Annotated in this window: 26 protein-coding genes; 13 read left to right on the top strand and 13 right to left on the bottom strand. The window is 72.9% G+C overall.

Annotated features, from left to right (window positions below; genetic code table 11):
• Positions 1–107 precede the first annotated feature (107 nt).
• From EAD96_RS23170 to EAD96_RS23160, 3 genes are read left to right on the top strand one after another with little or no spacing between them, the layout of a single operon-like run.
• Positions 108–887 (top strand): SDR family oxidoreductase, encoded by a 780-nt coding sequence (locus EAD96_RS23170; RefSeq protein ID WP_121685756.1) that lies wholly within the window; start codon positions 108–110, stop codon positions 885–887.
• Between the two features lie 36 nt (positions 888–923).
• Positions 924–1,121, top strand: a complete 198-nt coding sequence (locus tag EAD96_RS23165) for a hypothetical protein (RefSeq protein ID WP_013283252.1) — start codon at positions 924–926, stop codon at positions 1,119–1,121.
• Positions 1,122–1,180: 59 nt separating this feature from the next.
• On the top strand, positions 1,181–1,729 hold the full coding sequence (locus EAD96_RS23160; protein WP_121685759.1) for a YbaK/EbsC family protein: 549 nt from the start codon (positions 1,181–1,183) through the stop codon (positions 1,727–1,729).
• Between the two features lie 36 nt (positions 1,730–1,765).
• Here EAD96_RS23160 and EAD96_RS23155 read toward each other — a convergent pair whose 3' ends face one another.
• The 4 genes from EAD96_RS23155 to EAD96_RS23140 all read right to left on the bottom strand — a co-directional run bounded on the left by EAD96_RS23155 (position 1,766) and on the right by EAD96_RS23140 (position 5,167).
• Positions 1,766–2,398, bottom strand: coding sequence for a DsbA family protein (locus EAD96_RS23155; protein WP_121685758.1), 633 nt, complete (start codon positions 2,396–2,398; stop codon positions 1,766–1,768).
• A gap of 20 nt (positions 2,399–2,418) precedes the next feature.
• A complete protein-coding gene (locus EAD96_RS23150) occupies positions 2,419–2,844 on the bottom strand; it encodes a SufE family protein (protein WP_013283255.1) in 426 nt (141 codons plus the stop codon).
• Positions 2,845–2,923: 79 nt separating this feature from the next.
• Complete coding sequence (locus EAD96_RS23145; RefSeq protein ID WP_120572489.1) at positions 2,924–3,343, bottom strand: CBS domain-containing protein; 420 nt, start codon at positions 3,341–3,343, stop codon at positions 2,924–2,926.
• A 54-nt stretch (positions 3,344–3,397) separates the two neighbouring features.
• A complete protein-coding gene (locus tag EAD96_RS23140; RefSeq protein WP_121685755.1) occupies positions 3,398–5,167 on the bottom strand; it encodes a proline--tRNA ligase in 1,770 nt (589 codons plus the stop codon).
• 94 nt (positions 5,168–5,261) lie between these two features.
• On the opposite strand from EAD96_RS23140, the gene EAD96_RS23135 reads away from it, so the two are divergent.
• Positions 5,262–5,636, top strand: coding sequence for a VOC family protein (locus EAD96_RS23135; RefSeq protein ID WP_120572487.1), 375 nt, complete (start codon positions 5,262–5,264; stop codon positions 5,634–5,636).
• 41 nt (positions 5,637–5,677) lie between these two features.
• On the opposite strand, the gene EAD96_RS23130 is transcribed toward EAD96_RS23135, so the two are convergent.
• From EAD96_RS23130 to EAD96_RS23115, 4 genes are read right to left on the bottom strand one after another with little or no spacing between them, the layout of a single operon-like run.
• Positions 5,678–6,442: an ABC transporter permease gene (locus EAD96_RS23130; RefSeq protein WP_121685754.1), complete on the bottom strand. Its 765-nt coding sequence runs from the start codon at positions 6,440–6,442 to the stop codon at positions 5,678–5,680.
• A complete protein-coding gene (locus tag EAD96_RS23125) occupies positions 6,439–7,251 on the bottom strand; it encodes an ABC transporter ATP-binding protein (protein ID WP_121685753.1) in 813 nt (270 codons plus the stop codon). The genes EAD96_RS23130 and EAD96_RS23125 overlap by 4 nt, the downstream gene beginning before the upstream one ends.
• Positions 7,248–7,625, bottom strand: coding sequence for a DUF1048 domain-containing protein (locus EAD96_RS23120; RefSeq protein ID WP_013283261.1), 378 nt, complete (start codon positions 7,623–7,625; stop codon positions 7,248–7,250). The genes EAD96_RS23125 and EAD96_RS23120 overlap by 4 nt, the downstream gene beginning before the upstream one ends.
• A 2-nt stretch (positions 7,626–7,627) precedes the next feature.
• The gene (locus EAD96_RS23115) at positions 7,628–7,975 is read right to left on the bottom strand and encodes a PadR family transcriptional regulator (protein ID WP_013473327.1); all 348 of its coding nucleotides are present in this window, start codon (positions 7,973–7,975) and stop codon (positions 7,628–7,630) included.
• A gap of 128 nt (positions 7,976–8,103) precedes the next feature.
• On the opposite strand from EAD96_RS23115, the gene EAD96_RS23110 reads away from it, so the two are divergent.
• On the top strand, positions 8,104–8,871 hold the full coding sequence (locus EAD96_RS23110; protein ID WP_121685752.1) for a class I SAM-dependent methyltransferase: 768 nt from the start codon (positions 8,104–8,106) through the stop codon (positions 8,869–8,871).
• Here the strand turns inward: EAD96_RS23110 and EAD96_RS23105 are convergent.
• A complete protein-coding gene (locus tag EAD96_RS23105) occupies positions 8,846–9,037 on the bottom strand; it encodes a DUF397 domain-containing protein (RefSeq protein ID WP_013473329.1) in 192 nt (63 codons plus the stop codon). The genes EAD96_RS23110 and EAD96_RS23105 overlap by 26 nt on opposite strands.
• On the bottom strand, positions 9,028–9,831 hold the full coding sequence (locus EAD96_RS23100; protein ID WP_121685751.1) for a DUF5753 domain-containing protein: 804 nt from the start codon (positions 9,829–9,831) through the stop codon (positions 9,028–9,030). The genes EAD96_RS23105 and EAD96_RS23100 overlap by 10 nt, the downstream gene beginning before the upstream one ends.
• An 86-nt stretch (positions 9,832–9,917) precedes the next feature.
• On the opposite strand from EAD96_RS23100, the gene EAD96_RS23095 reads away from it, so the two are divergent.
• The 5 genes from EAD96_RS23095 to EAD96_RS23075 all read left to right on the top strand — a co-directional run bounded on the left by EAD96_RS23095 (position 9,918) and on the right by EAD96_RS23075 (position 13,139).
• Positions 9,918–10,262, top strand: a complete 345-nt coding sequence (locus EAD96_RS23095; protein WP_041784027.1) for a hypothetical protein — start codon at positions 9,918–9,920, stop codon at positions 10,260–10,262.
• Positions 10,259–10,816, top strand: a complete 558-nt coding sequence (locus EAD96_RS23090) for a putative immunity protein (RefSeq protein ID WP_013473332.1) — start codon at positions 10,259–10,261, stop codon at positions 10,814–10,816. The genes EAD96_RS23095 and EAD96_RS23090 overlap by 4 nt, the downstream gene beginning before the upstream one ends.
• Positions 10,813–11,328, top strand: coding sequence for a putative immunity protein (locus EAD96_RS23085; protein WP_120572479.1), 516 nt, complete (start codon positions 10,813–10,815; stop codon positions 11,326–11,328). The genes EAD96_RS23090 and EAD96_RS23085 overlap by 4 nt, the downstream gene beginning before the upstream one ends.
• Positions 11,329–11,442: 114 nt before the next feature.
• Positions 11,443–11,973, top strand: coding sequence for a SigE family RNA polymerase sigma factor (locus EAD96_RS23080; protein WP_120572478.1), 531 nt, complete (start codon positions 11,443–11,445; stop codon positions 11,971–11,973).
• Complete coding sequence (locus EAD96_RS23075; RefSeq protein WP_121685750.1) at positions 11,970–13,139, top strand: WD40 repeat domain-containing protein; 1,170 nt, start codon at positions 11,970–11,972, stop codon at positions 13,137–13,139. The genes EAD96_RS23080 and EAD96_RS23075 overlap by 4 nt, the downstream gene beginning before the upstream one ends.
• A gap of 55 nt (positions 13,140–13,194) precedes the next feature.
• Here the strand turns inward: EAD96_RS23075 and EAD96_RS23070 are convergent, their stop codons facing one another.
• Both EAD96_RS23070 and EAD96_RS23065 read right to left on the bottom strand, forming a co-directional pair.
• On the bottom strand, positions 13,195–14,598 hold the full coding sequence (locus EAD96_RS23070; RefSeq protein ID WP_121685749.1) for a PQQ-like beta-propeller repeat protein: 1,404 nt from the start codon (positions 14,596–14,598) through the stop codon (positions 13,195–13,197).
• Positions 14,599–14,617: 19 nt separating this feature from the next.
• Positions 14,618–16,102, bottom strand: coding sequence for a hypothetical protein (locus tag EAD96_RS23065; RefSeq protein WP_121685748.1), 1,485 nt, complete (start codon positions 16,100–16,102; stop codon positions 14,618–14,620).
• 255 nt (positions 16,103–16,357) lie between these two features.
• On the opposite strand from EAD96_RS23065, the gene EAD96_RS23060 reads away from it, so the two are divergent.
• The 3 genes from EAD96_RS23060 to EAD96_RS23050 are packed head-to-tail and all read left to right on the top strand — an operon-like array spanning position 16,358 to position 18,520.
• Positions 16,358–17,128, top strand: a complete 771-nt coding sequence (locus tag EAD96_RS23060; RefSeq protein ID WP_120572474.1) for an SGNH/GDSL hydrolase family protein — start codon at positions 16,358–16,360, stop codon at positions 17,126–17,128.
• 2 nt (positions 17,129–17,130) lie between these two features.
• Positions 17,131–17,577 carry a hypothetical protein gene (locus tag EAD96_RS23055; RefSeq protein ID WP_121685747.1) on the top strand — a complete coding sequence of 149 codons (447 nt, stop codon included), beginning with the start codon at positions 17,131–17,133 and terminating at the stop codon, positions 17,575–17,577.
• A gap of 40 nt (positions 17,578–17,617) precedes the next feature.
• The gene (locus tag EAD96_RS23050; RefSeq protein ID WP_121685746.1) at positions 17,618–18,520 is read left to right on the top strand and encodes a sulfurtransferase; all 903 of its coding nucleotides are present in this window, start codon (positions 17,618–17,620) and stop codon (positions 18,518–18,520) included.
• A gap of 85 nt (positions 18,521–18,605) precedes the next feature.
• Here the strand turns inward: EAD96_RS23050 and EAD96_RS23045 are convergent.
• Positions 18,606–19,606: hypothetical protein (locus tag EAD96_RS23045; RefSeq protein ID WP_121685757.1), on the bottom strand; the 1,001-nt coding region annotated here is incomplete at its 5' end.

The raw sequence follows: 19,606 nt of genomic DNA, 5'->3' as shown, positions 1-19,606 counted from the left end.
ATCGGGTGGGGGGCGTAGCGGTCGGGCGGCTGTCACGATCCGGGTCGGCGTTCCGTCCCACCGGGGAGCCGCGGTGTGGCGGCTGCGCGTGAGCGGGAGGAGTGGCGATGCGGGTGCTGGTGACCGGGGCGACCGGGCGGCTCGGGCGGGTGGCGGTGCCGCGGCTGCGGGACGAGGGCTTCACGCTCCGGGCGGCCAGTCGCCGGCCGCGTACCGGAGACGGGGTCGAGTGGGTCACCGCCGACCTGGCCACCGGCGCGGGGCTGGCGGAGGCGGTCGCCGGGGTGGACGCGGTGCTGCACCTGGCCTCGTCGCCGCAGCGGCGCACCCACGACATCGACGTGCTCGGCACCCGCCGGCTCGCCGTGGCCGCCGGTCACGCCGGGGTGCGTCACCTGGTCTTCGTGTCGATCGTCGGCGTCGACCGGGTGCCGCTCGGCTACTACCGGCACAAGCTCGCGGCCGAGCAGGTGGTGGCCGCCGGGCCGGTGCCGTGGAGCGTGCTGCGGGCGACCCAGTTCCCGGAGTTCCTGGCCGGGCTGCTGAGCGGCGCGAGCCGCCTCGGCCCGGTGATCGGGGACCGGGCGGTGCTCGCCCAGCCGGTCGACCCCGGTGAGGTGGCGGACCGGCTCGCGGTCCTGCTGCTGGCCGGACCGTCGAACCGGGTGGAGGACTTCGGCGGACCGGAGGTGCTGCGCTTCGACGAGGCGGCGCGTACCTGGCTCGCGGCCCGGCGGGTACGCCGTCCGCTGCTGCCGGTCCGGATTCCCGGCCGGCTCGGGCGGGAGCTGCGCGCGGGTGGTCTGACCACGACCGCCACGCCGACGGGCACCCGGACCTGGGCCGACTACCTCGCGGACACGTACGGGGGAACCGGCGGAAGGTGAGAACCGGTCGGGTCCGCACCGGCCTACGGTGACCGCATGCTGGTCTTTGTCGCCACAGTGGTCCTCTACGTCTTCGGTTTCGTCTTCCTCTACGGCGTGATCCGGGTCGGCGTCCGGCACGGCATCGAGGACGCCGAGGCGAACCGTCCCGAGGTGCTGCGCCGCCGGCAGCTCACCACGACCGAGAGCCGGGACTTCGCCCAGGAGAACGCGTTCCTCACCAATCCCAACTGAAGGGCGCGGGCGGGGTCCGGCGGGTCGATCCGCCGGGCGGGTGCGAGGATCGCGGCATGATGGGGACGCTGAAGACGGAGCCGGCCCGGACGCGGCTCGACCTGCTGGCCCCGCCGGTCGCCGCCGCGGTGCAGGCGTGGCCGGGCGAGGCCCCGGTGGACGTGGACGACGTGCTGGTCGCCCCGATCGACGCCGACCTGGCCGACACCGCTGCCTTCTGCGAGGCGTACGAGGTGGGGCTGGAGGAGTCGGCCAACTGCGTGGTGGTCGCCGGTAAGCGCGGCGGCGAGACCCGGTACGCGGCCTGCGTCGTGCTCGCCACCACCCGCGCCGACGTGAACGGCGTGGTCCGCAAGCTGCTCGACGTGCGCAAGGCGAGCTTCGCGCCGATGGCCGAGGCGGTCGAGCTGAGCGGCATGGAGTACGGCGGGATCACGCCGATCGGCCTGCCGGCGGACTGGCCGATCCTCGTCGACTCCCGGGTGATCGCCACGCCGCACGTGATCATCGGGTCGGGCGTACGGCACAGCAAGATCGCCCTGCCCGGGCCGGCGCTGGGTGCGCTGCCCGGGGCGAGGGTGGTGGAGGACCTGGCCAGGCCGGTCTAGGTCCTCATCCGCATCGATCTTGTTCCACGTGAAACATCAGGCTGCCGCTTCGCGCTGCTCCACCTCGCGCAGCGCGGCGAGCAGCGTCTCCGGCTCCTGGGCGCCGGTGACCGCGTACTTCCCGGCCAGCACGAACGTCGGCACGCTGGAGACGCCGAGCTGGTGGGCGGTGCTCAGGTCGGCGGCGACCTCCCGGCGGCCCAGGTTCGACTCCAGGTACTGCCGCGCCTCGGTCTCGTCCAGCCCGGCCTCACCGGCCAGCGTGACGAGCGCGTCGATCGAGCCGACGTCGACGCCGTCGTGGAAGTGCGCCCGGTAGAGCCGCTCGACCATCTCGGCGGAGCGCCCGTGCTCGGTGGCGAACCGCACCAGCCGGTGCGCGTCGAACGTGTTCGCGGCCACCGCGCGGTCGAACCGCAGGTCGAGGCCCGCGCCCGCGGCGACGCCCGTCACGTGCGCGGCCATGCCCTCGGCCTTGTCCCGTCCGCCGAACTTGTCGCCGAGCGCCTCCAGCAGCGGCTTCGGCTCGGTGACCGGCGTCGGGTCCAGCTGGAACGGCCGGAACCGGACGGTCACCTCGCCGTCGTACGACTCCAGGGCCTGTTCCAGCCGGCGCTTGCCGATCCAGCACCAGGGGCAGACCACGTCGGCGTAGATCTCGATGTCCATGACCAGCGACAACCCGCGGGTCAGGAGATCTGTTCCCGGACCTGCCGCTTGAGCCGGGCCAGGATGGCGGTGCCGCCGCGCACCCGCAGCGGGCTGATCGCCTGGGCCAGGCCCATCCGCTGGTAGAGGTCGTCCGGTACGGCCAGCACCTCCTCGGCGCTCGCCCCGGCCAGCCCTTCGGCGAGGATGCCGGCGAACGCCCGGGTGGTGGGCGCCTCCGGCGGGCAGTCGAAGACGGTGCTCACGGTCTTGTCCGCGTTCACCTCGGCACGCAGGAAGAACGCGGTCTGGCACTCGGGGACCTGCTCCAGCTCCTCCCGGTTCACGCCCTCGGGCAGGGGCGGGATCACGTCGGCGAACTCCAGCAGCATCTCCAGGACGACGTCGCGGGGCGCGGCGGCGAACTCGTCGACGATCTCGGCCAGCTTGGTCGGCATCTCGGGCATGGGTCGAGGCTATCCGCCGCCGCGCGTCGCCACCCGGCGGTGCCGGGCGAGGCCCCGCCGCACGTGCGGGGCCCCGTCCTCACGCGTTCGGTGCGGCCTCGCTGATGTCGCTGAGCGCCGACTGCGGGTCGAGCTGCATGGCGAGGTCGCCGAGGGAGACGATGCCGACGAGCTTGCGGTCGCTGTCGCACACGAGCACCCGGCGGATGTTGCGCTCGCGCATCAGCGCCGCCGCCTCGTTCGCCGTGCAGTGCTGCTCGATCATCACCACCTCGCGGGTGATGATCGAGCCGATCGTGGTGGTGCCGGGGTCGGCGCGCTCGGCGACCGCCCGGACCACGATGTCGCGGTCGGTCAGCATGCCGGCGAGCGTGGCGCCGTCGGTCACCACCACGTCGCCGATGTCCGACTCCTTCATCACCCGGGCCGCCTCGTCCAACGGGGTCTCCGCCGAGAGGTAGACCACCTGCCTGGTCATCACGTCACTGACGCGGAACATGAGAGCCTCCGAAAGCTTCGGTCGATCCGTCTGCGGTACCCGGTGGCGCGCTCGCTACACCCCGTCGCGGCGCGTCGCGTCCACCTCGTTGCGCAGGCGCTCCACGATGGCCTCCACCGGCAGTTCGGTGCGCTCGCCGGTGGCCCGGTCGCGCAGTTCCACGTACCCCTCGGCCAGGCGGCGGCCGACCACGACGGCGCGCGGGATGCCGATCAGCTCGGCGTCGGTGAACTTCACCCCGGCCGACACGTGCGTGCGGTCGTCGACCAGCACCCGCAGGCCGCCGGCGGCGAGGCGCCCGCCGAGGTCGAGCGCCGCGTCGAGCTGCGGCCCCTTCCCGGCGGCGATCAGGTGTACGTCACACGGCGCGACAGCGGCCGGCCAGACCAGCCCACGGTCGTCGTGGTGCTGTTCGGCCACGGCGGCGACCGCCCGGGACACGCCGATGCCGTAGCAGCCCATGGTGGGCCGGACCGGCTTGCCCTGAGGGCCGAGCACGTCGACCGCGAACGCGTCGGTGTACCGGCGTCCGAGTTGGAAGATGTGCCCGACCTCGATGCCCCGCCGGATCGTCAGCTCGCCGTCGGCGCAGGCCGGGCAGGGGTCGCCGGGCCGCACCTCGGCGGCCTCGATCGTGCCGTCCGGGACGAAGTCGCGCCCGCACACCACGTCGGTGGCGTGCCGGCCCGGCTCGTTCGCCCCGGTCAGCCACGCGGTGCCGGGCACCACGCGCGGGTCGACCAGGTAGCGGATGCCGTGCTTGGCCAGGATCTGCGGCCCGATGTAGCCGCGGACCAGTTCCGGGTGGCCGTCCCAGTCCTCGAAGACCGCCACCGTGGCCGGGGTCAGCACCGCCTCGATCCGCTTGAGGTCCACCTCGCGGTCGCCGGGCAGACCGATCACCAGCGGCTCGCCCTGTTCGACGCCGGGCCGGCGGACGGTGAGGACCACGTTCTTCAACGTGTCGGCGGCGGTCCAGCCGGTGCGCCCGCCCAGCTTCCGGGCCTCGGCCAGCTCGACCAGTGCGGCGATGGTCGGCGTCTCCGGGGTGTCGTGCACCTCGGCGGACGGGTGCGCGTCCGGGTCACCGGCGGCCGGGGCGCGGGTCACCACCGCCTCGGTGTTCGCCGCGTAGTCGCAGGCGGTGCAGCCGACGAACGTGTCCTCGCCGACGGGCGTGGCGGCCAGGAACTCCTCCGACGCGGACCCACCCATCGCGCCGGACATCGCGTGGACGGTGGTGAAGTCCAGCCCGAGCCGGGTGAAGACGCGCTCGTAGGCGGCCCGGTGCCGGTCGTACGCCGCCTGGAGCCCGGCCTCGTCCAGGTCGAACGAGTAGGCGTCCTTCATCAGGAACTCGCGCCCGCGCAGCAGACCGGCCCGGGGCCGCGCCTCGTCGCGGAACTTGGTCTGGATCTGGAACAGCGTCACCGGGAAGTCCCGGTACGAGGTGAACAGGTCCTTCACCAGCAGCGCGGCCAGTTCCTCGTGGGTCGGTGCGAGCAGGTGCTCGGCGCCCTTGCGGTCGGCGAGCGTGAAGATGTCGTCCCCGTACTCGGTCCACCGCCCGCTGGTCCGGTACGGCTCGGCCGGGAGCAGCGCCGGGAAGTGCACCTCCTGGTCGCCGATCGCGGTCATCTCGTCCCGCACGATAGCGGTGATCCGGTCCAGGACGAGCTTGCCCAGCGGCAGCCAGGTGTAGCCGCCCGGCGCGGCCCGGCGGACGTAACCGGCGCGCAGCAGCAGCCGGTGGCTCGGCACCTCCGCGTCGGCCGGGTCCTCGCGCAGGGTCCGGAGCAGCAGGGTCGACATGCGCAGCAGCATTGCCGCAGCTTATGGCGCGAGCGGACGACCGGGCGATCCCTTTCCGCGCCCGTGCCGGGTGAGGTTGTCGCAGGGTCGGGGTAGGAAGGGCGGCATGGTGGATCGACCGACGTTGGAGCTGAGCAGTTTCGTGCTCGACGCACCGTCCGCACAGGACCTGGCCGCGTTCTACGAGCGGCTGCTCGGCTGGTCCCGCCGCGAGGACGAGCCCGACTGGGTGGTGCTGGCCCCGCCGGCCGGCGGCACTTGGCTGGCCTTCCAGGACGAGCCGGCCTACGTGCGCCCGGTGTGGCCCGCCGGGCCCGGCGACCCGCCGATGATGACCCACCTGGACATCAAGGTCGACGACCTGGAGGCCGCCTCGGCGTACGCGGTGTCGGTGGGCGCGACGGTGGCCGACTTCCAGCCGCAGGACGACGTCCGGGTGCACCTCGACCCGGCCGGTCACCCGTTCTGCCTCTACCTGTGACGGGTGACCGGCTGTGACGGGTGACCGGCTCCCACGGCCGGCTAGCTGACCTTGGTGCGGTAGATCGCCGTCGCGGCGGCGTAGGCGGCCAGGAGCAGGCCGGCGCACCAGGCGAGCGCGATCCAGACGTCGTTGCCTACGGGTTGCTGAGCGAAGAGCGCGCGGAGGGTGTTCACGATCGATGTCACCGGCTGGTTGTCGGCGAACCAGGCGACCGGGCCGGGCATCGAGTCGGTGGGGACGAACGCCGAGCTGATGAAGGGCAGGAAGATCAGCGGGTAGCTGAAGGCGCTCGCGCCGTCGACGGTCTTGGCGGACAGGCCCGCGATGACGGCGACCCAGGTCAGGGCGAGGGTGAACAGGATCAGGATGCCGGCTGCGGCGAGCCAGCCGACCACCGATGCGCCCGTCCGGAATCCCATGATCAGGGCGACGCCCGTGACGATCACGAGCGAGGCCAGGTTGGCGACGAGCGAGGTCAGGACATGCGCCCAGAGCACTGAGGGCCGCGGGATCGGCATCGACTGGAAGCGCTCGAAGATGCCGCCCTGCATGTCGAGGAACAGGCGGTACGCCGTGTAGGCGATGCCGGACGCGATCGTGATGAGGAGGATGCCCGGCAGCATGTAGTTGATGTACGACTCGCCGGATCCGGTGTTGATGGCTCCACCGAGCACGTACACGAAGAGCAGCATCAGCGCGACGGGGGTGACCGCCGTGGTGATGATGGTGTCCGGGCTGCGGAGAATGTGCCGCAGGGAGCGGCCGGTGAGGGTTCCGGTGTCGCTGAGGACGTGGGTGGTCATCGGGATTCCTCTCCTGCGGGCACGGCTGCCTTGTCGGCGGCCCTGGCGGTGTGGCCCACGAGGGCGAGGAAGACGTCCTCAAGGGTCGGCTGCTTCTCGACGTACTCGACCTTCGCGGTCGGGAGGAGCTGCTTCAGCTCGGCGAGAGTGCCGTTCTGGATGATCGTTCCCTCGTGCAGGATCGCGATCCGGTCGGCGAGTTGCTCGGCCTCGTCGAGGTACTGGGTGGTGAGCAGGATGGTGGTGCCGTCCTCGGCGAGCTGCCGTACGGTCCGCCAGACCTCGATGCGGGCCTGCGGGTCGAGGCCGGTGGTCGGCTCGTCGAGGAACACGACCGGCGGGTTGCCGACGAGACTCATCGCGATGTCCAGCCGCCGGCGCATGCCGCCCGAGTACGTCCCCGCCCGGCGGTTCCCGGCGTCGGTGAGCGAGAAGCGGGCCAGCATGTCGTCGGCGACCGCACCCGGATTCCTCAGGTGGCGGAGCTTCGCGACCAGGACCAGGTTCTCCCGGCCGGTGAGCACTTCGTCGACGGCGGCGAACTGGCCGGTCAGGCTGATCGACTTGCGTACCTCGGCGGGAGCCGAAGCGACGTCGAAGCCGTGGACGGTCGCGGTGCCGGTGTCCGCCTTGAGCAGCGTCGACAGGATCCGCACGAGCGTGGTCTTTCCGGCGCCGTTCGAGCCGAGCAGAGCGAAGATGCTCCCGGCCGTCACCTCGAAGTCGACGCCCCGCAGCACGTGCAGGTCCTTGTAGGACTTGGTGATGCCCCGAACCCGGATGGCGGGTTCGCGCGTCGCGGTGGTCATGAGTGTTCCTCCCCGCTGTTGCCGGCGGCGGCGTCGATCGCCTTCCGGAGGCGCTCGCGCTCCTTGTCCATCCACTGCCTCCCGGAGTACGCGGACACGAACGTCTCGGCGAACTCGACCGGGTCGTCGCCGACGATCGCGCGGACGGGCGTGTTGTCGGCGACCGCGCGCTCCCAGAGGTCCACGGAGTCGCCGAGCATCGCGACGAGTGTGTTCCCGTCGACGATCCCGCCCTGGTACATGAAGTACCGCTGGAGCGCCTTGGCCGCGCTGCGATGGGGTTCCGGCAGGGCCTCCATGCGGGCCATGTGCCGCTTGTACTGCTTCTTCTGGTCGAGCGATCCGACGAGCGTCTCGATCCACTTCGCGGCCATGCTCATGCTCCTTCGTCGTGCCGGTCGTCGTTGTCACGAAGGTGGTCGATGCGTTCCGCGAGGACGCTCCACGTCCGCCAGAACTCGGCGAGCTGATCCCGCCCCTTTGCGTTGATCGAATACACCTTCCGCGGGGGCCCCTTCTCGGAGGGAACCTTCTCCACGTCCACGAAACCGCGTTGCTCGACGCGGACGAGCAGCGCGTAGATGGTGCCTTCCGCGATGTCCGAGAATCCGCGGTCGCGCAGCCAGGCGGTGATCTCGTAGCCGTACGCGGATCGGCGGGCCAGGATCGCCAGGACGATGCCTTCGAGGGTGCCCTTCAGCATCTCCGTCATCTGGTTGGCCATGTCCTCGTTCCCTCGTTCCCTCGCTATTGAGCGTCGCTGAGTACCAGTAGAAAGTAGCACTAGGTACCGGTAGCTAGCAACGCTTGATACCGGGGATCCCGGAGAGCCGCTTCCTCTAGGTTCGGCGGATGACCACCACTCCGTCGGCTCGCGCCGTGAGCCAGTACGCGACGACCACCGGCAACCTGACCGCCCGCATCGCACTGCACTCGTACGGCACGAACCCGCAGGGCTGGTTCGCCTGGCTGGGCGAGCGGCTGCCGCTGACCGGGGACGTGCTGGAGGTGGGCGCCGGCACCGGCGAGCTGTGGCGCCGGGTCGGCCGTCGCGGCCGGCTCACCCTCACCGACTTCTCACCCGCCATGTGCGCGCGGCTGCGCGAGGTGCCCGACGCCCGGGTGCTGCGCTGCGACGCCACGTACCTGCCGTTCCGAGCCGGCGTCGCCGACGCGGTGATCGCCAACAGCATGCTCTACCACCTGGACGACCCGGACGCCGCGCTGCGCGAGTTCGCCCGGGTGCTGCGCCCCGGCGGGCGGCTGGCCGTCGCCGTGAACGGCCGCGACCACCTGGCCGAGCTGAACACGCTCGGCCCGGTGATCGGCCGCCCGGACCTGGCCGTCCGGTTCCACGACCGGAACGACGTGACCGCCGAGGCGACACCGGCCCGGGTCGCCGCCCACTTCGACGACGTGACGGTCGAGCGCTACCCGGACGAGCTGGTGGTGCCCGCCGCGGAGCCGATCCTGGCGTACGTCGCCAGCATGATCGGGCCGCTCACCGCCGCGCAGGAGGCGGCCGCCCGCGCCGCGATCCAGGCCCGCATCGACGCCGAAGGCGCCTTCCGGGTACGCAAGCACACGGTGCTGATCAGCGCGGAGCGCGGCTCCCGCTGACCCGGACGAAGGCACGCCAGGCGTCGGGCGTGAAGGTGAGCACGGGTCCGGCCGGGTCCTTGCTGTCCCGCACCCCGACCACACCGGCCAGATTGTCCGCCACCTCGACACACTCGCTCTGCCCGCTGCGCGTGGACTTGCGCCAGACCGCGCCGATCAGCTCCATGACTCGACCACTTCCTTCATCAGCTCGATCGACTGCCTGCGGGACAGTGCCTCGCTCCGGACGCTCTCCCATCTGGACAGCAGGATAGCCACGTCCTCATCCTTGTCGATCACTGTTCCGCCGAGTTGGTTCTCCAGGTAGCCGATCCAACCCCCGTCGCCGCCCCGAGCGAGGGTGAACGGCCCGGTCAGTCCGATGTGCAGGCCCACGTCGGCCGGAATGACGTGTACCGCGACGTGTGGGTGGCTGCCCGCCTCGATCAGGTGCGCCACCTGCTGGCTCATCAACCCGCGAAAGCTTTCGTCGGCGCGGCGCAGCACGGTTTCCTCGATCACCGCGACGAACTTGGGTGGATCGGCGTCGGCGAGCACCGCCTGCCGGTCGAGCCGGACCGCGAGTCGTCGTTCGGCCTCCTGGTCGGCGAGCATGTCGTCCGTGCGGATCATCGCGCGGGCGTAGTTCTCCGTCTGCAACAGGCCCGGGATGAGACTCGGCTGGTAACAGCGCAACTGCTGCGCCTGGCGTTCGGCTTCGAGCCAGGGGCGGAACCAGCTCGGCTGGCCGTCGCGCTCGGCGAGCTTGAGCAGCGACGTCAACAGCCCGCCGGTGCCGAGCACCTCGTCGGCCCGGGCGAGGAAGAACCGGTCGAGCGGCCGGTGGCCCAGCTCGACCGCCGACACCTGGGAGCCGGAGAAGTGCACGAGCCTCCCGAACTCCTCCTGGCTCAGCTCGGCCCGCAGCCGCAGCCGCCGCAGTTGCGCGCGGATCAGCTCGGCGGTCGGCTCGTTCTCCACACGCCCTCCTCAGTCCGCCGCCGGTCTCCCGGCCTCTCCCCGGACCGGCCGCGACGGCTTCCGAGCGTAGTGGTGTCGTCAGCAGACTGTCACGCATGAACCTTCCCGTACCGCGGCTCGGGCCGTACCCCGATCGGCCCCGCCCCTACCCGCCGGACCACCCGGCCCACCTGCCGATCCGGCCGCTCTGGCTCTGCCGCGCCTGCGGCGGACCGTGGCCCTGCGCGAAGGCCCGCCTGCTGCTCAAGGTCGAGTACGCGGACCACCCCGTCGACCTGGCGGTCTACCTGTCCGGGCTCTACCACGAGGCCACCCACGACCTGTTCCGCCTCAATCCACACGACGGGCCGACCCCGCGCGAGCTGTTCGAGAGGTTCGTCGGCTGGGGCCCGTACCGGCGGAGCATCACCGATACGATGCCCGCGACATGACAGCGCCCGGGGACTTCGACCTGACGACGGACGAGCTGCGCGAGGTGGCGCGGTACGCGGTCCGGCACGCGGAGGACGTCCTCCCGGTCTACGAGCGGGCGGTTCCCGGTGACCCGCGTCCCCGTGCGGCCGTCGACGCGGCCTGGACGTTCGTGCGCGGCGCCGCCCGGACGAAGCTCCAGCGGATCGCGTCGCTCGACGCGCACCGGGCCGCCCGGTCCGCGCCCACCGAGGCCGCGCGCCTCGCCGCCCGGGCCGCCGGTGACGCCGCCGCGGCCGCGTACCTGCACCCGATCGCGAAGGCCACCCAGGTCGGCCACATCCTGCGGGCCGCCGCCAACGCCGCGCGCGTCGCCGAACTGGAGGCGGGCGGCGACGAGACCGCCGGCGAGGCGCTGCTGGAACGATCCCGGCGGCTCGCCACACCCGTGCTCGTCGACGTGCTCCGCCGCTACCCACCGGTGACCGGCGGCGGCAGCCGGGTCGCCCGGCTGATGAGCAGCCTCGACCACGACCTGCGCCGGGGTGACGCCGGGGCGGAGGTCGCGCCGTGATCCTGCCGAAGATCCGCGATCCCCGGTTCACCACGATCCGCCGGGGCGGCACGCTCACCGACGAGCACCACCACCTGCTGGCGCTCTGGGCGGCCACGTGCGCCGAGCACGTCCTCGGGCTGTTCGAGGCGGTCCGGCCGGACGATCCGCGTCCGCGGGAGGCGATCGAGCACGCCCGGGCCTGGGTGCGGGGCGAGGTCAGGATGATGCAGGCGCGCGCGGCCGGCGGGCACGCCATGGGCGCGGCCCGGGACCTGCGCGGGGCGGCACGCAACGCCGCGTACGCCGCCGGTCAGGCCGCCGTCGTGGCGCACGTGGCCGCCCACGAACTCGGCGCCGCCGCGTACGCGATCAAGGCCGTACGCGCGGCGGCGCCCGCCGGTCTCGGCGAGGCGGCCGGGCGCGACGAGTGCCGATGGCAGCGCGACCAGCTCCCGGCGGAGATCCGCGACCTGGTCCTGGACGACCAGCGCCTGCGCAACGACATCTGCTGGTCTGTCTTCGACTGCTGACGCCGGCGGTGCCGGTCGAGAAAGAGTCACCGGCGGCGGCAACCATGGCGTGGACAACTGGCGTCTCGGAAGGCATCACGCTGATGCACCACCTGACCCCAAGGACCGGCTCGTGTGGACCCTCTCCTGAATGAGTTCGACCTGTTCGTCCGAACTCGCACCCCCGCGTTACTGCGATCCGCCTACCTGCTGACCGGCGACCAGCACCTGGCCGAGGATCTCGTCCAGTCCGCGCTCGCCCGTACCCACCGTGCCTGGAACCGGTTGCACGAGACCGGCAACGCGGAGGCGTACACCCGGAAGATCATGTACCACCTGCAGGTCTCCTGGTGGCGGCGCCGCCGGGTGGCCGAGTCGATGCCGGGCGACATGCCCGAGCCGCGCGGAGGCGACTCGACCCCCGACCACGCCCAGCAGACCACGCTCCGGCTGACCCTCCGGTCCGCGCTGGCCCGGCTGTCCGCCAAGCAACGGGCCGTGCTGGTCCTGCGGTTCTTCGAGGACCGCACCGAATCCGAGGCCGCCGAACTGCTCGGCGTGACCGTCGGCACCGTCAAGAGCCAGACCTCCAAGGCGCTGGCGAAGCTGCGCAGCGTGGCCCCGGAGCTCGCCGAGCTGTACGTCACGGAAGGAACCGCCCGATGAACCAGGACCGACTGCGTTTCGACCTGGCCGACCTGGCCGAGGAGGTCACCCCGGTCGACCTGCGTGACCGGGCGCTGCGTACCTCGCGGCGGCTCGGCATCCAGCGGGCCGTCGCCACCTCCGCCGCCGCGCTCGTGGTGCTGGCCGCCGCGACCGGGACGGCACTGGCGATCCGGCCGAACAGCCAGGCGCCCGCACCGGCCGGCCCGTCGGTCACAGTCACCGCCCCGCCGGTCGAGCCGTCCCGTACGCCCTCCACCGATCCGTCCCGCACGTCGTCGACGGCGCCCGACGGCACCACAGACGGTGGGTCCAGCGCCGCCGCGACCTTCGGGCGGATCGTCTACGGCCCGTCCCTGCTGCCGAACGGCGCGTCCTCGACGAGCACCGTCCGTCTCCAGTCGTGGCGCCCGGGCGACGACCCGGTCCGCCTGCTCAGCGTCCCGTATGAGGCGGCGGTGCTCAACGTCGCGGCGTCGCCGGACGGGAAGCGGATGTCGTGGGTCGACGGAGCCGGTGCCGTCTGGGTGTCCGACCTCGACGGCTCGGAGCGGCGCAAGCTCAGGGACGGCGTCGACAACATGTGCTGGTCACCCGTCTGGATGCCGAACTCGCTACAGCTCGTCGTGCGGCTGACCGCCGGCGGCGACACCGGCGTGCTCGACGCCTCCTCCGGGAAGTTCACGAAGGTGACCGGCTTCGACGGCTGCCACGCCGTGTTCGCGGCGGACGGGACACTGGCGTTCGCTGACGGCTCCGACGGCACGATCGTTCTCACCGACCGGAACGGCAAGACGCGACGGACGGTGCCGGACCTGGGCGCGAAGGGCAGCCGGTACGTCGCCTTCGACCTGTCCAGTCTTTCCCCGGACGGCGGACGGATCGCGCTCTTCCGGATCGACCGGAACGGCACGTACGGAGACGCCGCACGGGATCTGCTGGTCAACGTCGTGCTCGACACCCGCACCGGGAAGGAGGTGGCGCTGCCGCTGGAGGGACGGCAACTGCAGCAGGTCTTCTTCCAGCCGGACGGGTCGATGGTGGTCCGGGTCCGCAGCGGTGGCGGGTACGCGGTGATCCTCGTGGACCCGGCCGGCAAGAAGATCACGGAGCGGGCGGAGCCCTCGGCCCTGCGCGACATGCAGATCGTCGCCGCACTCGGCTGAGGCGATTCGATTCATCGGGGCGGGTCACCGGCGGGTGGCCCGCCCCGCGTCGTACTCAGCGCAGGACGGTGATCGCCGCGTCCGCAGTGACGTGCTTCCACGGCACCAGCACCACTGTGCCGTCGCGCTCCAGCACCTTCGCGTCGCTGCCCTCGGTGCCGGCCGACAGCGGCGCCTCGGCCAGCACGCTCACCGCGCCGGTGGCCGGGTCGATGCGGACCAGCCGCGGGGCGAGATCCCGCCGGTCGCCCACCTCCCACGCCAGCACGCCCTGCTCGTCGAGGCGGATGAGTTCCACCTCGCCGTCGGTGTGCCCGGCCGACACCCAGCGCCGCTTGCCGGTGGCCAGGTCGATCGCCACCACCTGGTTGGCCTGGCGCATCTTGCCGCCGACGTTCGTCGCCTCGGTGGGCAGGTAGAGCGTGTCCGCGTCGGCCAGGTACGGCCGGATCTCCGGCCCGCTGACCGTGTTGGAGCGGTTGATCGGAAGGTCGCTGAACCGCGTACCGTCGACGGGGTTGCCGAACGTGGCCCGCGCCTTGCCGGCGGCGTCGCGCGCGACGAACGTCTCGCTGACCAGGCCGGGCAGGCTGACCAGCGGGTCGACGCTCAGCACCCCGGCGCTCTGCTGCGCGGCGGGCAGTTTCTGCTGCCAGCGCGGCTTGCCGGTGGCCGGGTCCAGGCCGAGCAGCGCGCCCTGGTCGCCGTCACAGCGCGCGGTGACCACCGCCTGCGTCCCGGCGGCCTGCGCCTGGGTCAGACGGCAGTCGCGACCGGGCAGCAGCCGGTCGGCGTCGGTCTGCCACAGCCGCTTGCCGTCGGCCAGCGAGTAGCCGAGAACGCTCTCGCCGCTGCGCACGACCACCTGCCCGGCGGCCACGGACAGGTCCGGGGCGACGATCTCGGACCGGCCCGTCCGGCGTTCGACCGGGAACGTCGCCCGCCACGTCTGCGTGCCGCCGGCCGCGTCGAAACCGACGAGCGTGTCGCAGGAGTCGGCGGAACCGAGCGCCACCACACCCCGCCCCTCGGCCAGCGTCTGGGCGGCCGCGCACAGCGAGGACGCCTGCGGCGCGGGCACGCCCCACGCCTGGGCGCCGTCGCCGAGCCGGTAGGCGATGATCCCGTCCGGCTGGGCCCGGACCACGGCGTCACCGACCAGCCAGGCGCCGAACATGTCCTGCCCGTCGTACGTCTTCAGCCCGTTGCGCTGCCGCTCCGGGAAGTCCAGCACCCACGCGGTGCGCAGCTTCTTCCCGTCGTCGTCACCGCCGCCGACCAGCCGGGACACGCCGTAGGCGGTGCCGCCCGCGACCGCGAGCACCGCCACCAGGCCACCGGCGACGAGCAACGCGATGCGCCCGCGCCGCTTCGGCGCCGACGGCGGCGCACCGGCCGGACCCGGCCGGCCCACCGGCGGGTACGCGGGCGGCGGGTACTGCTGGTGCTGATAGGTCATCGGTCGTCTCCCGTTTCCGTCAGCCGTCCAGTTCGCGGAGGTAGTCGGCCCAGCCGGCCCGGAACTCGTCGAGCGACACGCCGAGCACGTCCCGGGCGGCGCGGTCGGTCGGGGTGCCGGCGTAGACCGCCTCGACGAAGCGGAACAGCTTCGGCTCGCCGTGCTTCTCGGCGAGGTGGTTCATCGCGGTGTGCCCGAGCCAGTAGTGGAAGGTCAGCATCCCGGGGTTGTCCCAGTCGCTGTTGCCGGGCAGCGCGCCGTTCCAGCCGTTGCGGACCATCTGCCGGGACGGCGCGGTACGGTCGCTGGCGGCCAGAGGGCGGCCGTGGAAGGCGATGTACTCGGCGAAGCCCTCCACCACCCACTCGTCGAGCTTGCTGAACTCGTCCACGGCGGCCAGGTCGGTGCGGAGTGTCATCAGGGAGTGCGCGATCTCGTGCCGCAACACCATGTGGGCGTCGTTGTCGCCGCCGGAGCGGGTGAAGTAACGATCGCTGGTGTCCACCACGACGCGGGTGCCGCCGATCGTGTCCTTGCCGTCCCTGCGTTCGGCGGCGACCATGCCCACCGAGTAGCCCGCCTCGGTGGCCTTCTCGGTGCCGATCCGGTAGAGCGAGGTCATCTCGTCCTTGCCGTCGGCGAGCGTGACGACGAACTTGTCCGACAGCGGCTCGGGCGGCGCGTTGGCCCGCCACACGGCCAGGTTGCTCGTCACCGCCTTGTCGACGGCCGGGGCGTACCGCCTCGCCACGCCGGCCCGGGCCGCGTCGGTGATGATCAGGGCGAACGGGGTCCGCTCGACGTGGATCTCCTGCCACTTGTCCCACGGCCCGGGGTAGTAGACGGTCTTCGAGTCGCCGTTGCCGCCGGCCGGCGCGCCGGTCACCGCGGTGACCTGGATGGGCGCGTCCTTGCCGGCGCGGACGATCGTCCAGCGGTACCACTCGGCGACCGGTGCCAGGTCGAAGCCGTCCAGCTGGTGCACGAAGGAGACGTCGAGCTGGAACGTGATGCCCTGCCCGAAGGTGTCGCTCACGCGGCCCTGCTTCTCGATCATCTCGTAGCGGGCCACCGACAGCGGCAGCTTCGCCAGGTTGCGGAACAGCTGGGCCTGCCCGGTGACCAGCTCCTTACGGGCCGGGTCGAACGCGGCCAGGTAGCCGTCCAGGTCCTTCGCCGCCAGCGCCGTGCTGTGCCGGTCGAGCAGGGCGGTCAGCTCGGCGTCCGTGACGGTGACGCCGTTCGCGCCGGCCGCCGCCTTCGGCGCCGGGCCGTCCTCGTCGTCGCCGCGCATGCCCAGCCCGACGCCGACCGCCGTGCCGGCGCAGACCGCCAGCGCGAGCGCGCCCGCAGCGAGCCCGATCCAGAGCCCACGGCGGGACTTCGGTGCCGGGGGCGGCGGCCCCCACGGCCCCGGCTGCGCGGGCGGCGGTGCCGCGCCGTACCGGGGGTCGGCATTGCCGGGCGGTGGCCAGCCTGCCGCCGGTGGGTGCCCCTGCGTCATGTGGTTCCTCGCTCGTGCCGGGTGCGGGACCGGCCGGACGGTTTTCGCACAGCCGGATGACGGCAGACATCATCCCCGGTCCGGGCGACGGATTCTGCCCCGCCGGACGTGTCGGACGGATTTGTCCCGCCGGGTGGCGCTCGTGAACAGGACGTCGAGACATCCGCCACGTCCGGCGTCCAGGGCCAGCGGGACCGGCCCGCGCGGTGACAGACTGTGCGACGCACTTCTGCCGGGACGTCTGAGGGAGGCGCCGTGCGCTGGCGCAGCTACGTGGCGGTGGGCGACAGCTTCACCGAGGGCATGGACGACGCATATCCGGACGGCAGCTACCGGGGCTGGGCCGATCTGGTCGCCACCCGCCTCGCCGCCGAGGCCGGTCCCGACTTCGGGTACGCCAACCTGGCCATCCGGGGCCGGCTGTTCCCGAACGTGGTGGCCGAGCAGGTGCCCGCCGCGCTGGCGATGAAGCCCGATCTGATCAGCTTCGCGGCCGGCGGCAACGACGTGCTGCGCCGCAGCTTCGACGCGGACGCGTTCGTCCCCCGCTTCGACGCGGTCGTGCAGCGGCTGCGGTCCGGCGGCAGCGACGTGGTGCTGTTCCGGTTCGCCGACGTGATGTCCCGGCTGCCCGGCCAGCGCATGATGGCCCCGCGCGTGGCGCTGCTCAACCGGGTGGTCGGCGAGGTGGCCGAGCGGCACGGCGCGATCCTGGTCGACCTGTACGCCGACGACACCTACCTCAACCCGCTGCTCTGGAGCACCGACCGGATTCACCTGTCCGCGGAGGGCCACCGCCGGGTCGCCGCGCAGGTGCTCACCGCGCTCGGCGTCGGCTGCGAGGAGGAGTGGCTGCTGGTGCCGCCGCACCCGGCGCCCAGCCCGTGGCTCGCCGCGCGCGCCGCCGACCTGCGGTGGGCCGGCAAGCACCTGGCGCCGTGGATCAAGCGCCGGCTGACCGGGCGGTCCTCCGGCGACTTCATCACCGCGAAACGGCCGGTGCTCGGGCCGGTCGAGGCCGACTGAGCGTGCGTACGGTCCACGCCGCCGACCTGCTGCGGCTCACCGTCGACGACCCGTCCCGCCCCGGGCTGGCGGTCGTGGTCGCCGGTGACCGGGTCGAGGCGATCGTGCCGGCGGCCGAGCTGTCCGGCGCGTACCCCGGAGTGCGGGTGCGGCGGTGGGCCGGAACGCTCGGGCCGGCGCTCGTGCACGACGGCCCGCTGCCCCCGGCGCCCACGCCCCGCGAGCGGGTGCACGCGTTGTTCCGGCTCGGCGCCGCCGCGGTGCTCGACGACCATGTCACCGATCCCGCACTGCGGTCCGCCGCGGCCCGTAACGACGTGGCGGTGCTGCCGGTCGCCCGGCCGCCCGCGCTGGTGACCGGCGGGCGGGCCGACCTCGCCGTGTTCGGCCCGGACGGCTCCTGCCTGGCCACCGTGGTCGCGGGCCGGCTGGTACACCGCCGCGCCTGACCGGCACCGCACTCCGCTGATCCGGCGTACCTTGGGGATCATGCCTGTGCCGAGCGATCCGCATCCCCACCTCCAGTCGTACGCCGACCCGCAGCGCCTCGTCACCACCGAGTGGCTGGCCGAGCACCTGGGCGACGAAGGGCTCGTGGTGGTCGAGTCCGACGAGGACGTGCTCCTCTACGACACCGGCCACATCCCCGGCGCCGTCAAGGTCGACTGGCACACCGAACTCAACGACCAGGTCACCCGCGACTACCTGGACGCCGCGAGCTTCGCCGAGCTGTGCGCGGCCAAGGGCATCGGGCGGGACGACACGGTCGTCTTCTACGGCGACAACTTCAACTGGTGGGCGGCGTACGCCCTCTGGGTCTTCTCCCTCTTCGGTCACGCGGACGTGCGGCTGCTCGACGGCGGCCGGCAGAAGTGGATCGCCGAGGGGCGGGAGCTGACCCGGGACAAGGTGAGCCGGCCCCGCGCCTCGTACCCGGTGCCGGAGCGCAACGACGCGCCGATCCGCGCGTACCGGGAACAGGTCATGGCGCACGTGGCGGCCGGCCGGCCGCTCGTGGACGTGCGGTCGCCCGGCGAGTACACCGGCGAGATGCTGCACATGCCGGACTACCCGCAGGAGGGCGCGCTGCGCGGCGGGCACATCCCGGGCGCGGTGAGCAAGCCGTGGAAGTCCGCCGCGAACGACGACGGGACGTTCAAGTCCGCCGACGAGCTGCGCGCCATCTACGCCGACCAGCTCGGGCTGAGCCCGTCCGACGACGTGGTGGCGTACTGCCGGATCGGTGAGCGGTCCAGCCACACCTGGTTCGTGCTGCACCACCTGCTCGGGTTCCCGCAGGTGCGCAACTACGACGGCTCGTGGACCGAGTGGGGCAACCTGGTCCGGGCGCCCGTCGTGAAGGGCGACCAGCCCGGCGGCCTGACCCGCTGAGCGTCCCGGCCGGTCCCGCCGTCACCGCGCGGCGGGACCGGTCGCGTTCCGCTCGGCTCCGCTCGGCGGGACCGGCCGGGACCGGTCAGCCGGCGGCGATCGACAGCCGGCCGGGGACGTTGCTCGCCACCCAGTCGACGGCACCGGTCTCCGGCCGCCACCGGGCCAGCCCGGCGTCGTAGCGGAGCAGCAACGCGCCGTCGGCGGTCCAGCCGTACACCTCGCAGCACCCCTTCGCCCGGTCCTCGCGGCCCAGGTCGAGCAGGCGGGTCACCGCCCCGGTACGGGCGTCGAGCACCGCCACGCCCTCGGCACCGCTCATCGTGCCGGCGGCGCCCGCGGTGGTGGTCCACCCGGCCTGGCCGATCCGGTCGCCGCGCTGCCAGCCCCGCCCGTAGACCTCGTTCACCTGGTAACCGGGGGGAAGCTCCCCGGCGGTCACCGGCCGCCGCTCCGGCGCGCCACCGGAGGCGGGGAACCGGCGTACGGCCAGGCCGCCGTCCCCGGACCAGCCGCCGACAGTGAACAGGTCGCCGGACCGGGCCGGCTCGGGCACGACGAGCGTCCAGGGGTCGACCGGGAGCTTCCGCGCCGATCCGGTGCGCCGGTCCAGCTCGTACGCGGTGTCGTTGTCGCCGACCACCAGCCGGTCCCCGGCCCAGACCACGTGCTCCAGGTAGCCGGTGAGCGGGTAGCGGCGCACCGCGCCGTCGGTGAGGCCGACCACGACGACCTCGCCGGTCTGCGCGAACGCGGCGGTCCGGCCGTCCGGCGACAGGCTGCCCGGCTTGAGCGGAGCGGCCTCGTTACCCCCGGCGTCGCGGGTGGGTGCGAGCGTCACCACGTCGAGTTCCCGGACCATGCCGTCGTCACCCAGCACCCGGACCGGGCCGGCCTCGCCGGTCTCCGGGTCGATCGGCTGATACAGCGCCAGCGCCCGGCGCACCGGGCGGTCGGACAGGCCGTAGGCGACCCGGTCGCCGAGCCGGCCCAGCGGATCGCCCGCCTGTCCGAGCCGGTCCGGGGGCCGCTGCACCACCGGCGCGCTCGGTGCCGAGGTCACAGTCGGGCGGGGCGGTGCGGCGG

The sequence above is a fragment of the Micromonospora sp. BL1 genome, assembly GCF_003667485.1.
GTDB classification, from domain to species: domain Bacteria; phylum Actinomycetota; class Actinomycetes; order Mycobacteriales; family Micromonosporaceae; genus Micromonospora; species Micromonospora tulbaghiae.
Note: the sequence above shows the minus strand (reverse complement) of the source record. Positions and strands in the feature narration are given on the sequence as shown.

What these genes read in the sequence shown, in the direction of transcription:
- EAD96_RS23170 (WP_121685756.1), top strand. Translation starts at nt 108, where the DNA reads ATGCGGGTGCTGGTGACCGGGGCGACCGGGCGGCTCGGGCGGGTGGCG.
- EAD96_RS23165 (WP_013283252.1), top strand. Translation starts at nt 924, where the DNA reads ATGCTGGTCTTTGTCGCCACAGTGGTCCTCTACGTCTTCGGTTTCGTC.
- EAD96_RS23160 (WP_121685759.1), top strand. Translation starts at nt 1,181, where the DNA reads ATGGGGACGCTGAAGACGGAGCCGGCCCGGACGCGGCTCGACCTGCTG.
- EAD96_RS23155 (WP_121685758.1), bottom strand. Translation starts at nt 2,398, where the DNA reads ATGGACATCGAGATCTACGCCGACGTGGTCTGCCCCTGGTGCTGGATC.
- EAD96_RS23150 (WP_013283255.1), bottom strand. Translation starts at nt 2,844, where the DNA reads ATGCCCGAGATGCCGACCAAGCTGGCCGAGATCGTCGACGAGTTCGCC.
- EAD96_RS23145 (WP_120572489.1), bottom strand. Translation starts at nt 3,343, where the DNA reads ATGTTCCGCGTCAGTGACGTGATGACCAGGCAGGTGGTCTACCTCTCG.
- EAD96_RS23140 (WP_121685755.1), bottom strand. Translation starts at nt 5,167, where the DNA reads ATGCTGCTGCGCATGTCGACCCTGCTGCTCCGGACCCTGCGCGAGGAC.
- EAD96_RS23135 (WP_120572487.1), top strand. Translation starts at nt 5,262, where the DNA reads ATGGTGGATCGACCGACGTTGGAGCTGAGCAGTTTCGTGCTCGACGCA.
- EAD96_RS23130 (WP_121685754.1), bottom strand. Translation starts at nt 6,442, where the DNA reads ATGACCACCCACGTCCTCAGCGACACCGGAACCCTCACCGGCCGCTCC.
- EAD96_RS23125 (WP_121685753.1), bottom strand. Translation starts at nt 7,251, where the DNA reads ATGACCACCGCGACGCGCGAACCCGCCATCCGGGTTCGGGGCATCACC.
- EAD96_RS23120 (WP_013283261.1), bottom strand. Translation starts at nt 7,625, where the DNA reads ATGGCCGCGAAGTGGATCGAGACGCTCGTCGGATCGCTCGACCAGAAG.
- EAD96_RS23115 (WP_013473327.1), bottom strand. Translation starts at nt 7,975, where the DNA reads ATGGCCAACCAGATGACGGAGATGCTGAAGGGCACCCTCGAAGGCATC.
- EAD96_RS23110 (WP_121685752.1), top strand. Translation starts at nt 8,104, where the DNA reads ATGACCACCACTCCGTCGGCTCGCGCCGTGAGCCAGTACGCGACGACC.
- EAD96_RS23105 (WP_013473329.1), bottom strand. Translation starts at nt 9,037, where the DNA reads ATGGAGCTGATCGGCGCGGTCTGGCGCAAGTCCACGCGCAGCGGGCAG.
- EAD96_RS23090 (WP_013473332.1), top strand. Translation starts at nt 10,259, where the DNA reads ATGACAGCGCCCGGGGACTTCGACCTGACGACGGACGAGCTGCGCGAG.
- EAD96_RS23075 (WP_121685750.1), top strand. Translation starts at nt 11,970, where the DNA reads ATGAACCAGGACCGACTGCGTTTCGACCTGGCCGACCTGGCCGAGGAG.
- EAD96_RS23070 (WP_121685749.1), bottom strand. Translation starts at nt 14,598, where the DNA reads ATGACCTATCAGCACCAGCAGTACCCGCCGCCCGCGTACCCGCCGGTG.
- EAD96_RS23065 (WP_121685748.1), bottom strand. Translation starts at nt 16,102, where the DNA reads ATGACGCAGGGGCACCCACCGGCGGCAGGCTGGCCACCGCCCGGCAAT.
- EAD96_RS23050 (WP_121685746.1), top strand. Translation starts at nt 17,618, where the DNA reads ATGCCTGTGCCGAGCGATCCGCATCCCCACCTCCAGTCGTACGCCGAC.